We start from the raw sequence: 13,436 nt of genomic DNA on the forward strand, positions 1-13,436 counted from the left end.
CGGTACCGCGCGCCCGGTTGGCGGTAACGCCCCCTGGGAGTCGGGCGGATCGACGGACGGCTGCAAGGGCCGACAGGGCGCGTGGAAAGATGGCCACCATGTGCGGACTTCTGGCCTTCTTCAGCGCGAACGGCAACGCCGCCGCCCATCGCGACCACATCGCCGGAGCGTTGGAATGCCTGCACCACCGCGGCCCCGACGAGACCGGGGTCGAGGTGGTCGGCGACGCCTCCGGCCGGTACGCGGACGGCGTGTTCGCCCACAAGCGGCTGGCCATCATCGACGTCGCGTCGAGCCACGAGCCACTGCCCTACGCGAACGGCCGTTACCTGCTGACCTTCAACGGCGAGATCTACAACTACATCGAGCTGCGCGAGGAGTTGATCAGGAACTTCGGCGCCCAGTTCGCCACCGCCGGTGACGGTGAGGTGATCGTCGCCGGCTACCACTTCTGGGGTGAGCAGGTGCTCACCCGGCTGCGGGGCATGTTCGCCTTCGTCATCTGGGACCGGCAGGAGCGCCGGGCTTTCGGTGCCCGCGACTACTTCGGCATCAAGCCGATGCACTACCTGGAGACCGCCGACGGCCTCTACCTGGCCTCGGAGAAGAAGGCGCTGCTGCCGTTCGCGCACAGCAACTACCAGGGCGACGCGGGCGTCGACACGGCCAACCTGAGTCACTACCTGACCCTGCAGTACGTTCCCGAGCCCGGCACCCTGCACAAGGGCATCAGCCGGATCGGCTCGGGGGAGTACCTGAACTGGACGCCGGGTGGCCGGATCGACGTACGCCGGTGGTACCGGCCGGTGTTCCGGCCGGCGCCTGTCGACGACGAGCAGAAGCTCTACCACGAGATCCGCGAGACGCTGCGGGAGAGCGTGCGCATGCACATGCGCTCCGACGTGCCGGTCGGCTCGTTCCTGTCCAGTGGCATCGACTCCACGGCGGTGGTGGCGCTGGCGCGGGAATTCAACCCGAACATCCTCACCTTCACCGTCGGTTACGACGTGCCGGGTTACTCGGAGATCGACGTCGCCCAGGAGTCGGCCCGGCACCTCGACGTCACGACGATCCCCACCAAGATCGGTCCGCAGGACATGATCGACGCGCTGCCGAAGATCGTCTGGCACCTGGACGACCCGGTGGCCGACCCGGCGCTGGTGCCGCTCTACTTCGTTGCCAAGAAGGCCGCCGAGCACGTCACCGTGGTGCTCTCCGGTGAGGGCGCGGACGAGTTCTTCGGCGGTTACACGATCTACCGGGAGCCGCTGTCGCTGGGCACCGTCAACGGCCTGCCCGGCGGTGTGCAGAAGGGGCTGCGCGCGGTCTCCAAGGCGATCCCGCAGGGGGTCAAGGGCAAGAGCTTCCTGGAGCGCGGCACCACCCCGATCGAGGAGCGTTACTACGGCAACGCCCGGATGTTCACCGAGGAGGAGAAGCAGCACCTGATGCGCCGCTACGACCCCTCGGTGCGTTACACGGATGTCACCGCCCCGATCTACGCCGAGTGCACGGAGCTCGACGACGTCACCAAGATGCAGTACGTCGACCTCTACACCTGGCTGCGCGGCGACATCCTGGTCAAGGCCGACCGGATCTCGATGTCGCACTCGCTGGAGGTGCGGGTGCCGTTCCTCGACCGTGAGGTCTTCGATGTCGCGGCGAAGATCCCGGTCGACCTGAAGCTGCCGCCGCGCTCCGACGCCACCAAGTACGCGATGCGTCAGGCGTTGCAGGGTGTCGTGCCGCCGGCCATCGTCAACCGCAAGAAGCTGGGCTTCCCGACCCCCACCCGGGTCTGGCTGCGCGGCGAGATGTACGAGTGGGCCCGGCACGTGCTCAGCACCTCGGGTGCGGGCGACCTGCTCGACCTGTCGTACGCGCTGCGGCTGCTCGACGAGCACAAGCGGGAGGAGGCCGACCACTCCCGCAAGGTGTGGACGGTGCTGATCTTCTGCATCTGGCACGCGATCTTCGTGGCCAAGACCCTCGACCCGGGTATCCAGCGCAACCAGTCGGCACTGCTCACGAAGCCGGTCGTCGGCTCCATGGTCCGCTGACCCTGCCCCACCCTGTTGATCAAGAGGTTTGCGTCATCCGGAGCGGTTCCGGTGACGCAAACCTCTTGATCATTTCAGTGTGGTGGTGGTTAGCGGCGGGCGCAGGTGACTGTGGGGAGCCCGTTGGTTCCTGTGGAACTCGCCAGGAAGCCGAACGTCGTGGTGCCATTCGGTGCGACGGTGCCGTTGTAACCGACGTTCGTCGCCGTCACCGTCGAGCCGGACGACGACTGTGTGGCGCCCCAGATCTGACTGATCGCCTGCCCGTTGGGCCAGGTCCAGCTCGCTGTCCAACCGGAGAACGGCGAACTGCCGTGATTCATGATCGTGACCTCGCCCTGGAAACCGCCCTGCCAGGTGCTGGACACCTTGTAGGTGGCCATGCAGTCACCGCCGGACGGCGGCGGGGTGGTCGGGTCGGTCGGCGGATCCGTCGGGTCGGTCGGCGGATCGGTCGGGTCGGTCGGCGGGTCGGTGGGGTCGGTCGGCGTACCACCCGGACCCACGCCGGTGACCTGGCCGCTGCCGCCGTCGAAGGTCACGTCGGAGCAGCCGAAGAAGTTCTCCTGCGAGTCCGAGCGGACCCAGCGGGAGTAGATGATGTGCCGGCCACTCTTGCCCGACGGCAGGTTGCCGCTGAAGTAGTAGTGGCCGTCGTTGCTGCCGACCGACCCGCGCTGCGGCGGGTTGGTCACCGTGAGGAACGGCTCCTCCAGGTCACTCCAGGCCAGGGCCCGGGTCGGGCTCCAGCTGTTCTTCGTCACGTAGAAGTAGAACGTGCCCGGGTGGTGCGCCCAGTTGCTGTACTTGAAGTCCAACCGCGCCCCGGCGGTCAGGTGGGTCAACGGCCAGTCGGTGCGCGGCAGGTCGTAGCCGCGGAAACCGGTTGCGCCGCCGCTGCACAGTTGCCCGTCCGGGATGAAGCCGGTGGTCCGGCCGCCAGCGTCGGAACGCAGCACGCTGAACCAGTTGTACAGCGAGTTCGCCCCGCTCTGCGCCACGGCGGCGGAACACGCGGGGTTGTTCGGCTTGATCTCACCGGTCTGGCTGCGGCCGTCCTGCCAGCACAGGTAGGTGCGGCTGCCCGGCGTCATCGCCGCGCCGTGCGCGGCGGCCGGCTGCGGATTGGCCGCCAGGGCGACAGCGCCCAGCGCGAGGGTCACGGCCGCAGTGAGCAATGTGGCCATACGGGAACGGTTCACGGGTTCTCCTGACTCGCGAGGGGCGCTGGCTGAGCCGCCCCGCCGCAATCGGGTGGGATGTGGCGTGATCGCCCCGCTGTCGTGAGCGGTGCGACGATCACGGCGACGTGCCCCGGCGGAAACAGCCAGCGGACGTGCGCCGTCGACGGTCCAGTCCTGGACCGGTGCCCTCGCGTCTAACCAACCCGGCAACCGGCGGCGCCGCAGCCCTCGCACCGCCCGGTACGCGTCATCCCACCACGCCCCACGGGCCGAGCGCAATAGGCATTGCTCGATGCACGAGAAGACCCGCCGGTCGCCGCTGGACGCCATATCCTGCCTACGGGGAGCGGGAACGGAGAGGCGGCAGCCGGTGCCGGACGTGTTCGACGAGGTGCACCGCCGCTGCCGCGACGGCGAGTCGGTCGCGCTGGCCACAGTCGTGGCGACCTGGCACTCCGCCCCGCAGCCGCCCGGCGCCGCAATGGTGGTCGCGACCGACGGCACGGTCATCGGCAGCGTCTCCGGCGGCTGCGTCGAGGCGGATCTCTACGAACGGGCCCGTCCTGTGCTCGACACCGGCCAACCCGAGCTGCACCGCTACGGGATCAGCGACGACGACGCGTACACCGTGGGCCTGACGTGCGGCGGCATCCTCGACGTGTTCGTGGAGCGCGTCGACGCGAGCGCCCTGCCGGCACTGGACGCGGTCGCCGCCGCCCGCCGCGGCGGCCACCCGGCGGCAATCGTCACCTGCGTATCCGCCGACGCCAGCGACCCAACCTCCGGCGCCGGTGTTCCGCCGGATGCCGGGCCGAGCGACCCGGCTCGGCGGCTTGGCCGGCGGCTGGTGCTGACCGGTGAGCGGTCCATCGGTTCGCTCGGCGACGACCGGCTCGACGACGCCGCCCGCGACGACGCCCTCGGGCTGCTCGCCGCCGGGCGCAGCGGGATGCTCCGGTACGGGTACCACGGGCAGCGCCGCGGTGGCGGGCTCAGCCTCTTCGTGACCGCGTACGCAACCCCACCCCGGATGATCGTCTTCGGGGCTATCGACTTCGCCGCCGCGGTGGCCCGGATCGGCGCGTTCCTCGGCTACCGGGTCACCGTCTGCGACGCCCGGCCGGTCTTCGCCACCGCGCAGCGCTTTCCCGAGGCGGACGAGGTGGTGGCGCAGTGGCCGCACCGCTACCTGCGTACGGAGTTGGCGGCGGGTCGGCTCGACGAGCGGACGGTGGTGTGCGTGCTCACCCACGATCCGAAGTTCGACGTGCCGCTGCTGGAGTTGGCGCTGCGCCACCGGTTGGCGTTCGTCGGCGCGATGGGCTCACGGCGCACCCACGACGAGCGACACAAGCTGCTGAGCGAGGCGGGGCTCAGCCCGGACCAGCTCGCCCGGCTCGCCTCCCCGATCGGGTTGGATCTCGGTGGTCGTACCCCGGAGGAGACCGCGGTGAGTGTGGCCGCGCAGATCGTCGCGGCCCGGTGGGGTGGTACCGGCGGCCCCCTCGCGGCGCTCGACGGGCCGATCCACCGACCGGGGTAGCGCGCGCGGCAGTGCGTGGCCTTCGGCGTCCATCGGGCCGCGCGTTGTGCCAGCCTGGTGCCACGGCGATCGGCTCGGCGAGCAGCGGTCGGTGGCGACGACGAGAGGATCGGCATGGGATACGCGGTGGTGCTCGGCGAAGCGCTCGTCGACCTGCTCGACGGCGAGCTCGACGGGGAGCGGGTCTATCGGCAGGCCATCGGCGGCGGGCCGCTCAACGTCGCCGTCGGGGTGGCCCGACTCGGTGGCGCGGCGCAGTTCGTCGGCTCGCTCGGTGACGACGCGCTGGGCGGCCGGATCCGCGCGTTCCTCACCGCAGCCGACGTCGGGGTGGCCGGTGCGATCACGGCGCCGGCGCCGACCACGCTCGCGGTGGTCACGTACACCGGGCCGGAGCCGGACTTCCGTTTCTACGGCGAGCCGCCCTCCTACGGACTGCTCGGCCCCGACGATCTGGACCTGGCGCTGCTGGAGGGTGCCGACGTGCTCTACTGCGGCTCGATCGTGCTGCTCCAACCCGACACGCTGGCCGCCGCCCGACGTGCCTGGTCGCTCGCCGCCGGCCTGCGGGTCTTCGACCCGAACGTGCGCGCCCGGCTACTGAACGGACCGGCCGCGCTGGAGGGGCTGCGCGAGGTGGTGGCCGAGTTCGCCGCCAGCGCCAACCTGGTCAAGCTGAGCGCCGCCGACGCGGTGCTGCTCTATCCCGGTGAGCCGGTCGAGGGGGTGGCGGCGTACCTGCGTGAGCTGGGGGCCGGCACGGTGGTGGTGACGATCGGCGCGGCCGGGGCGGTGCTGGCCGCCGCCGAGGCCGACCCGGTCCGGGTGCCGGCGCCCAAGGTCAACGCGATCGACGCCACCGGCGCGGGTGACTCGGTGATGGCCGCGTTGATCGCCGACCTGCTCCTCGACGGCGAGCCGGAGGGCCCGTCGGGCTGGGCCGACCGGGTGGCCTTCGCCCTGCGGGTAGCCGGCCTGGTCTGCGAATCCCCGGGCGGCGCCACCGCCATGCCCACCCGCGCCGCCGTGCAGAACCGCTTCAACACCTGAGCCCGGCCGACCCGCGCCGATCTTGCACTTTCGGTCGTCGGTTGGTCCGCTTTGCTCATTTTTGGCCCCGCAGAAAGTGCAAGATCGCGGCAGGAGCGAGGGGTTGACCTCGGGGATTTGTGAGCGTTAACATCGACGACGCACGATGGAAACGTGGGCGTCGTCGGGGAGGCTCTGATGCGTGTGGCTCTGGTACCTGTGGCGTTCCGCCGCGTCGCGGCCCTGCTGGTGATGCTTCTCGTGGCTGCCGGGATAGTCGTCGCCGACCCGCCGGAGCGGGCGCTCGCGTGGGACAACGGGGTGGCCGACACCCCGCCGATGGGGTGGAACAGCTACGACTCGTTCAACTGGAGCGTCACCGAGGCCGACGTCCGGGCCAACGCCGACTACATGGGCACCAACCTGCGGCAGTTCGGCTGGGAGTACGTGGTGATCGACTGGGCCTGGTACTACCCCGGTCGGCACAACAACAGCCCCAACCAGGACGCGAACCTGCAACCCCGGCTCCGGATGGACGCCAACGGGCGGCTGCTGCCGGACACCAGCCGGTTCCCGTCCGCCGCCGGTGACAACGGGTTCAAGCCCCTCGCTGACTACGTCCACGGGCAGGGGCTGAAGTTCGGCGTCCACCTGATGCGTGGCATTCCCCGCCAGGCGGTCGCCGACAACGTCCCGATCCTCGGCACCACCTGCCGCGCCAACCAGATCAACAACACCACCACCGCGAACTGGCTCAACCTGATGTGGGGCCTGAACATGTCCAACCCCTGCGCGCAGACCTACCTGGACTCGATGTTCCAGCTGCTGGCCTCCTGGGGGGTCGACTACGTGAAGGTGGACGACATCGCCGCCCCGACGTACCGGCAGTCGGAGATCGAGGGGTACCGAACGGCCATCCAGCGGAGCGGCCGTCCGATGGTGCTGAGCCTTTCACCCGGCCCGACCTCGGTGGCCAACGGCGCACACGTCCAGGCCAACGCGCACATGTGGCGGATCGTCAACGACCTGTGGGACAACTGGTCGTCAGTGGACGCGCTCTTCGACCAACTGCGCAACTGGACCCCGTACCGCACCACCGGCGCCTGGCCCGACGCCGACATGATTCCGATCGGCCGGCTCTCCAAGTACGGGCCGGTCGGGTCGCCGCGCTACTCCAACCTGACCTCCGACGAGCAGCGGACCCTGATGTCACTCTGGGCGATCAACCGGGCGCCGCTGATGTGGGGCGGCAACCTGGTCGAGAACCGCGCCGCGGAGCTGGCCCTGATGACCAACGCCGCCGTCATCGGGGTCAACCAGAACAGCGCGAACAACCGTCAGCTCTACGGTGGCAGCCAGCAGGTGTGGGCCGCCGACGTGCCGGGCAGCAACGATCGGTACGTCGCACTGTTCAACCGCAACAGCAGCGCGGCGCAGGTGTCGGTGAACCTCGCCGACCTCGGGATCGGGGCGGCGGCCGTGACCGACCTGTGGTCCGGCGCGGCCCTCGGCACGGTGACCGGCACCCTCACCCGGTCGCTCCCCGCCCACGGGTCCGGGCTGTACCGGCTGGCCCCGGACACCACAGTGCCGGTGCCGACCACGTACACCCTCGCCGCGCGGCACAGCGGCAAGCTGCTGGACGTCTACAACAACGCCACCACCGACGGCGCCGAGATGGTGCAGTGGGCCGCGAACGGTCAGCCCAACCAGCGCTGGCGGTTCCAGGACGCGGGTGGGGGTTACCAGACGGTGGTCAGCGTGCACAGCGGCAAGTGCCTCGACGTCAGCGGCGGCGCGACCGCCACCGCCGACGGTGCCCGCGTGATCCAGTGGAGCTGCAACGGCGGCACCAACCAGCAGTGGCGCGTACAGGACCTCGGCACCGGGTACGTGCAGCTCGTCGCCCGGCACAGCGGCAAGTGCCTCGAGGTGCTCAACGCCGCCACCACCGACGGTGCCCGTCTCGCCCAGTGGACGTGCGGCACCGGCACCCACCAGCAGTGGCGGCGCACCCAGGCGTAGCCGCGCCGGTGGTGGGAGGGGCTAGAGGTCGCCGTTCAGTTGGTCGTAGGCGCGGTGGGCGGCGACCAGGGCGGGTCGGGCGCCGAAGGGCGCCTCGGCGGCCACCCGCTCCGGCGGGGCGCTGCCGGTGTGCCCGGCCCGGATCAGCCAGGCCAGCTTCGCCAGCTCCGCGTGCTGGGCCCGGACGAAGTCGACGTCCACCGGGTCGCCGTGGCCCGGGATGACCACCGTGCGCGCGGTGGTCAGACGCAGCAGGTCCGCGACCGCGTCCGGCCACTGCAAGGGGTACGAGTCCTCGAAGGCGGGCGGGCCGCTCTGCTCCACCAGGTCCCCGGCGACCAACACGTCGGCGTCCGGCACGTGCACCACCAGGTCGGCCTCGGTGTGCCCCCGCCCGGGGTGTCGCAGCAGCACCCGTCGACCGCCCAGGTCGAGGACCGTTTCGACGTGCACGATGTGCGTCGGGGCGAGCAGCGGGGTGTCGGCCAGCTCGGCGGCGAGCGCCGGGTGCTCCGTGCGCAACTCCTCGTACGCCTCCCGGCGCAGCCGCTCCGGCTCCTCGCGCAGGGCGGCGGCGGCCAGTTCGTGCGCGTACACCGGACGGGGTGGGTCGCCGGCCAGGACGGCGTTGCCGAAGCAGTGGTCGTAGTGGTGGTGGGTGTTCACGAGCGTCAACGGACGGTCGGTGACCGCCCGGACGGCCGCGGCCAGCTCGGTGGCCTGAGCGGCCGACGAGAGCGTGTCCACCAGTAGCGCCTCGTCGTCGCCGACGACAAGTGTGACGTTGACCCGCAGCAGCGGCTCGGCCAGCACGTGCACCCGGTCGGCGACCTCGACGAAGCCGGCGTTCACGACACCCGCCCGGCCCGCTCGACGAAGCGTCCCCGGTCGACCAGGATGCGGTCCACCCGGCCCCGGGCCACCGTCTGGTCGCCGTCGCTGACCGTGACCTCGAACGACAGCCGTCGACCGTCGACCGTCGCCAGCAGCGCCTGCGCGCGGACCGTCCGGCCGACCACTGTCGGCGCCAGGTGCTCCAACTCGACCCGGGTGCCCACTGTCGTCGAACCGGGCGGCATCCCGGTCGCCGTCGCCGCGACGGTGGCCGCCTCGGCCAGCGCCAGCACCCGCGGAGTGCCCAGCACCGGTACGTCCCCGGAACCGACCGCCTGGGCGGTGTCCGCGTCGGTGACCGTCAACTCGACCTGGGCGGTCAGACCCGGCGCGAAGGCCGGCTCGGGCTGCTCCTGCATGGTCGTCAGCCTAGGGGCTTGCTGGACGCGTCGAGCACGCGCCCGACGATCCGGGCGCACCCGGCCCCGACGGCCAACGGGTGGTCCCCGTCGGTCGATGCCGTCCCCGTCGTTAACCTTGACCCCGATGGCCGTCGTGACTGACCCCCAGCCCCCCGCCCGGACCGACCCGCCCGCGTCCCCGGACGGGGGTCGTCGGCGCGTCGTCGCCATGACCGTCTGGGCGGTCGCCTTCGTCGGCGCGTGGCTGGGCATCGGGCTGCCCACCGACCCGGCGTACGCCTTCGTCTGGATCTGGCTCGCGACCATCGCCTGGAACAGCGAACGGCCCTGGCGCAGTCACCTGCGCTTCGCCCGGGACTGGGTGCCGGTGGTGCTGCTCTTCGTGGTGTACAACCTCTCGCGCGGGTTCGCCGACAACGGGGCCACGCCGCACGCCATGGAGCTGATCGTCGCCGACCGGTTCATGTTCGGCTGGGCCACCGGCGGTGAGGTGCCCACCGTCTGGTTGCAGCAGCACCTCTACCGCCCGCAGGTGCACTGGTGGGACGTCGCGGCGAGCTGGGTGTACTTCTCGCACTTCGTGGTGGCGCTGACCGCCGCCGCGGTGCTCTGGCTGCGCGACCGGCACCGCTGGGCGGCGTACATGCGGCGCTGGGGTTTCCTCTGCGCGGCCGGTCTGGTCACCTACTTCATCTACCCGGCCGCCCCGCCCTGGTGGGCGGCGCAGAACGGCCTGCTCACCGAGGTCGCCCGGATCTCCACCCGGGGTTGGAAGGCGTTCGGCATGCACGGCGCCGGCAACGTCCTCAACGCCGGCCAGATCGCCTCCAACCCGGTCGCCGCGATGCCGTCGCTGCACACCGCGTGGGCGCTGTTCGTGGTGCTGTTCTTCCTGACCGCCACCCGTCGTCGCTGGTGGCCACTGCTGCTCGCGTACCCGCTGGCGATGACCTTCACCCTGGTCTACTCCGGCGAGCACTACGTGATCGACGTGCTGGTCGGCTGGGCGTACGTGGGGCTGACCTTCCTGGTGGTCGGTCTGGCCGAGCGCGGCTGGGCGGCCTGGCGAGCCCGCCACCCAAGCACCAAGACGCAACGCCCCACCAACCCCACCACCGACCCCACACCCGGCCACCCCGAGCCCCCAACAGCACGGGAACCAGACACCACCACCCCGCACCCCCCAATCCCCGCCGACCACTAACCCGGCCCCACCCCCAGTCCGGCCCAGCCCGGCCGGGCCCGCCCGGCCCAGCGGTGATCATGAAGTTATTGCCCCGACACGCCGCGCGGGAGGGCAATAACTTCATGATCAACGCGGGAGGGCTGGGGGCGGGAGGCCGGGGAGGGGTGGGGCGGGGCGGGGTGGGAGCCGGTTAGGGTTGGGTTCGGGCGTTTTGGGCTCTTGTGGTCAGGTCGGCTGCCAGGGCCCAGGCCTCGGCCAGGTCGCGGTCCTGGGCGGTGGCGCCGGAGCCGCCCGCGGTGTCCACGTGCACGGTGGCCAACCCCAGACGGCGCTGGATGGGCCCCTGGACCACGCGCACGCTCTGGATCCGGGCGTACGGCACGATCACCAACTGCCGGGTGAGCCGGCCGGACCGGGTGGCGAACACCCGCTCGAACAGCCCCGCGCCGAACGCGGCACGGCCCAGGGGATGCAGCCAACGGGTTCGGCGCGGCGGCGGGCTCAGCGTGAGCGCGTCGAGGCGTACCCCTGGGAGCACCTCGGCGACGATCATCGTCGCCGTCGGTAGGTCGCCGACCGGCAGCAGCCGGTCGGGCCGGTTGCGGTCGTCGGCCTCCGCTACGGAGTAACCGGCCACCTCCAGTCGCAGCCGCAGCCAGCCCTTCATCCGCCACAGCAACGGCCAGGTGGCCCGCACGGTCTGCACCCGTTCCAGCGGCACTGTCTGCGCCCGAGTCTCCAGCAGGCCGTTGTGTACGCGCAGCGTGCCGCCGTCGCGGGCCAGCCGGAAGTTCCAGTCGTCGAGGACCCGGCGGATCGGTTGCAGCAGCACACCCGCCATCGCGGTCAGGGTGCTCGCCACCGCGACGAACGACCACGACCCGGCGGTGAGGAACTGCACCACAACGAAGGCCACACCGAGCGGGAGCAGGAACGCCTGCGGGGTGAGCAGTTGGCTGATCAGCAGGTTCTGGTTGCGTACCGCGTGCAGTGGCCGGCCCGGCACGGCCGCCGGCGGCGCCGTCGCACCCGGGGCCACCGGGGCCGCCGCGTCGCCGGGTGCGGGCAACTGCGCCACCCGCCCGGCCAGCGCCAGCAGACGCTCGCGCAGCACTGCCGCGTCGGCCACCCCGAGGTACGCCAGCGGCGCCTCGGTCTTGCCTCCGCCGACCACCTCCAGGCGCAGCTCGGCCAGGCCGGTGAGCTGGGCGAGCAGGGGTCGGACCACCTCCACGGCCTGCAACCGTTCCAACGGGATGGCCCGGGTACGCCGCCAGAGCAGCCCTTCGTACACCCGTAGTTCCCGGCCCACGACGTGGTAGCCGGTGTTGTACCAGCTGATCACCGACAGCACTGTCGCGCCGAGCGCCAGCACCGCCACCATTGCGGCGAACCAGCCGAAGCCCACCCGGGACAGCGTCGACCAGGACAGCCCGGCGATCACCACGACCAGGGACTTGGCGCCGTGCAGCACCGGGCTGAGCGGATGCAGTCGCTGCCGGGGTTCGGCCTCGCCGCCGACCGGTGGTGCCGCCCACGGCGCGGGCGCTCCCGGCGGCACCGGCCCGGACGGCACCGGCCCAGGCGGCACCGCGCCGGTAGGTGGCGTGCCGGCGGGCAGCACCGGACCCGGTGGTGTCGGGCCGGTGGGTGGCACGGTGCTCGGCTCGGCGGGCCCGTCGCTCATCGGAGCGGCCCTCGACGCGGTCGACGGCTGCCCGCGCGGGCGCTCACAGGGTCGCTTTTCGTTCGCGACTGCGGGGCTCGCAACCCCGGCTCACTCCTCGCGCTCACAGGGTCGCTTTTCGTTCGCGACTGCGGGACTCGCAACCCCGGCTCACTCCTCGCGCTCACAGGGTCGCTTTTCGTTCGCGACTGCGGGGCTCGCAACCCCGGCTCACTCCTCGCGCTCACAGGCCCTCCACCCGGTCCTCGCCGAGCGCGGTGAGTCGATCGCGCAGCCGGGACGCCTCCGCCGGACGCAGCCCGGGCACCCGGGCGTCGCTCGCCGCCGCGGCGGTGTGCAACTGCACGGTGGCCAGGTCGAAGGCGCGCTCCAACGGCCCGGCGCTCACGTCGACGAACTGCATCCGCGAGTACGGCACGATGGAGAGCCGGCGGACCAGCAGCCCGTGGCGGACCAGCAGGTCGTTCTCCCGCTCGGCGTATCCCCAGGCTCGGACCGCGCGGACGATCGCGAAGGCCCGCCACGCGCCGAGCACCAGTACGACGGCGACGGCGAGCCCGAACAGCCAGTGGCCGCTGAACGCCCAGCCGACCGCTGTCACCGCCAGCCCGATGGCGACCACGATCGCCAGCCGGATCAGCTCCACCCAGATCAGGTCGGTGGAGATCGGCTGCCAGGTGACCGTGTCCGGCCAGGGTTCCAGCGGGCCCCGACCACCCGGCGCGGCCGTCAACAAGGCGCCGGCGTCGGACCCCCCAGGGCCGGGGTCGGGCGGTAGGAGGCCGGGGGCCGGCAGGTCGGGTGCGCGCTGGTCGGCGGCGGGTGCCGGCCGGTGACCGGGCGGCAGCGCGCCCGGTGGCAGCGGCGCGGGCGTGGAGACGTCCGGCGCGGCGGGCTCCGGGCCGAGCGTGCCGGGGGCTGGGAACGCCCCGGGTGGCGGCTCGACGCCGGGTGGTGGGGTGGCCGGGGTGGGCGGCCAGGACGGGGAGGTGGGGCCGGGGGAAGCCGGAGGGTCGCCGCTCACAGGTCGAGCGTAGGCGATCCGGGCACCGGAGTGACGGCACGCAGGAAGCCTCGAGCGTCCAGGAAGTCACCGAGGCTGCCCCGGTGCTCGGCGCAGGCCAACCAGGTCTTGCGCCGATCGGCGTCGTGCAGGCGGGGATTGTTCCACTCCAGCACCCAGACGGCGGCAGACCGGCAGCCCCGGGCCGAACAGACCAGGGCCTCGTCGGCTAGAGAGTCGGCGGGAGAGGGGATGCTCATCCCGGCCAGTCTAGGGCGGCGGGACGGAGAGTTTGAGCGCCGGGCGACCACGGGGGGAGCCGCCCGGCGACGGGGTGAATCGTACACGCGGCGGGCGGGTCCGTGCACTCCCGTGATGCGCGATTCGGCTGCTGGGGACGGCGCGGTCAAAATCGGCTTCTCCCCACCTCGACACTCAGCAAGGCGTGCGAGTCTTGATACCG

The 13,436-nt window shown here is 71.7% G+C and carries 11 protein-coding genes; 5 read left to right on the forward strand and 6 right to left on the reverse strand.

Going from position 1 to position 13,436, the window contains the following annotated elements; genetic code table 11:
* Nucleotides 1-98 precede the first annotated feature (98 nt).
* On the forward strand, nucleotides 99-2,060 hold the full coding sequence (asnB, locus tag IW248_RS02970; RefSeq protein ID WP_088951893.1) for an asparagine synthase (glutamine-hydrolyzing): 1,962 nt from the start codon (nucleotides 99-101) through the stop codon (nucleotides 2,058-2,060).
* A gap of 89 nt (nucleotides 2,061-2,149) precedes the next feature.
* Here asnB and IW248_RS02975 read toward each other — a convergent pair whose 3' ends face one another.
* Nucleotides 2,150-3,247: a lytic polysaccharide monooxygenase gene (locus tag IW248_RS02975; RefSeq protein WP_196930012.1), complete on the reverse strand. Its 1,098-nt coding sequence runs from the start codon at nucleotides 3,245-3,247 to the stop codon at nucleotides 2,150-2,152.
* Between the two features lie 367 nt (nucleotides 3,248-3,614).
* Here IW248_RS02975 and IW248_RS02980 point away from each other — a divergent pair, with 367 nt between their 5' ends.
* From IW248_RS02980 to IW248_RS02990, 3 genes are all read left to right on the forward strand, one after another.
* Entirely contained in the window at nucleotides 3,615-4,787 is a 1,173-nt protein-coding gene (locus IW248_RS02980; protein WP_307787664.1) for an XdhC family protein, read from the forward strand.
* 114 nt (nucleotides 4,788-4,901) lie between these two features.
* A complete protein-coding gene (locus tag IW248_RS02985) occupies nucleotides 4,902-5,837 on the forward strand; it encodes a carbohydrate kinase family protein (RefSeq protein ID WP_196925540.1) in 936 nt (311 codons plus the stop codon).
* 177 nt (nucleotides 5,838-6,014) lie between these two features.
* Entirely contained in the window at nucleotides 6,015-7,841 is a 1,827-nt protein-coding gene (locus tag IW248_RS02990; protein WP_196925541.1) for an alpha-galactosidase, read from the forward strand.
* A 21-nt stretch (nucleotides 7,842-7,862) separates the two neighbouring features.
* On the opposite strand, the gene IW248_RS02995 is transcribed toward IW248_RS02990, so the two are convergent.
* Both IW248_RS02995 and IW248_RS03000 read right to left on the reverse strand, forming a co-directional pair.
* Nucleotides 7,863-8,693, reverse strand: a complete 831-nt coding sequence (locus IW248_RS02995; protein WP_196925542.1) for an MBL fold metallo-hydrolase — start codon at nucleotides 8,691-8,693, stop codon at nucleotides 7,863-7,865.
* The gene (locus IW248_RS03000) at nucleotides 8,690-9,094 is read right to left on the reverse strand and encodes a thioesterase family protein (RefSeq protein ID WP_124820573.1); all 405 of its coding nucleotides are present in this window, start codon (nucleotides 9,092-9,094) and stop codon (nucleotides 8,690-8,692) included. Before IW248_RS03000 ends, IW248_RS02995 begins: the two co-directional genes overlap by 4 nt.
* A 127-nt stretch (nucleotides 9,095-9,221) precedes the next feature.
* On the opposite strand from IW248_RS03000, the gene IW248_RS03005 reads away from it, so the two are divergent.
* Nucleotides 9,222-10,301, forward strand: a complete 1,080-nt coding sequence (locus tag IW248_RS03005; protein WP_231396153.1) for a phosphatase PAP2 family protein — start codon at nucleotides 9,222-9,224, stop codon at nucleotides 10,299-10,301.
* A 172-nt stretch (nucleotides 10,302-10,473) separates the two neighbouring features.
* On the opposite strand, the gene IW248_RS03010 is transcribed toward IW248_RS03005, so the two are convergent.
* The 3 genes from IW248_RS03010 to IW248_RS03020 form a co-directional block, all read right to left on the reverse strand.
* A complete protein-coding gene (locus IW248_RS03010; RefSeq protein WP_196925543.1) occupies nucleotides 10,474-11,970 on the reverse strand; it encodes a PH domain-containing protein in 1,497 nt (498 codons plus the stop codon).
* A gap of 223 nt (nucleotides 11,971-12,193) precedes the next feature.
* Nucleotides 12,194-12,706, reverse strand: a complete 513-nt coding sequence (locus IW248_RS03015; protein WP_196930013.1) for a PH domain-containing protein — start codon at nucleotides 12,704-12,706, stop codon at nucleotides 12,194-12,196.
* 284 nt (nucleotides 12,707-12,990) lie between these two features.
* On the reverse strand, nucleotides 12,991-13,233 hold the full coding sequence (locus IW248_RS03020) for a hypothetical protein (RefSeq protein ID WP_196925544.1): 243 nt from the start codon (nucleotides 13,231-13,233) through the stop codon (nucleotides 12,991-12,993).
* Between the last annotated feature and the right edge of the window lie 203 nt (nucleotides 13,234-13,436).

Origin of the sequence: Micromonospora ureilytica (genome assembly GCF_015751765.1) — a bacterium.
Lineage (GTDB): Bacteria > Actinomycetota > Actinomycetes > Mycobacteriales > Micromonosporaceae > Micromonospora > Micromonospora ureilytica.

Bases quoted from the DNA above. Each gene is read 5' to 3' on its own strand.
- asnB (WP_088951893.1), top strand. From the start codon at position 99: ATGTGCGGACTTCTGGCCTTCTTCAGCGCGAACGGCAACGCCGCCGCC.
- IW248_RS03000 (WP_124820573.1), bottom strand. From the start codon at position 9,094: ATGCAGGAGCAGCCCGAGCCGGCCTTCGCGCCGGGTCTGACCGCCCAG.
- IW248_RS02990 (WP_196925541.1), top strand. From the start codon at position 6,015: ATGCGTGTGGCTCTGGTACCTGTGGCGTTCCGCCGCGTCGCGGCCCTG.
- IW248_RS02975 (WP_196930012.1), bottom strand. From the start codon at position 3,247: ATGGCCACATTGCTCACTGCGGCCGTGACCCTCGCGCTGGGCGCTGTC.
- IW248_RS03010 (WP_196925543.1), bottom strand. From the start codon at position 11,970: ATGAGCGACGGGCCCGCCGAGCCGAGCACCGTGCCACCCACCGGCCCG.
- IW248_RS03005 (WP_231396153.1), top strand. From the start codon at position 9,222: ATGGCCGTCGTGACTGACCCCCAGCCCCCCGCCCGGACCGACCCGCCC.
- IW248_RS03020 (WP_196925544.1), bottom strand. From the start codon at position 13,233: ATGAGCATCCCCTCTCCCGCCGACTCTCTAGCCGACGAGGCCCTGGTC.
- IW248_RS02985 (WP_196925540.1), top strand. From the start codon at position 4,902: ATGGGATACGCGGTGGTGCTCGGCGAAGCGCTCGTCGACCTGCTCGAC.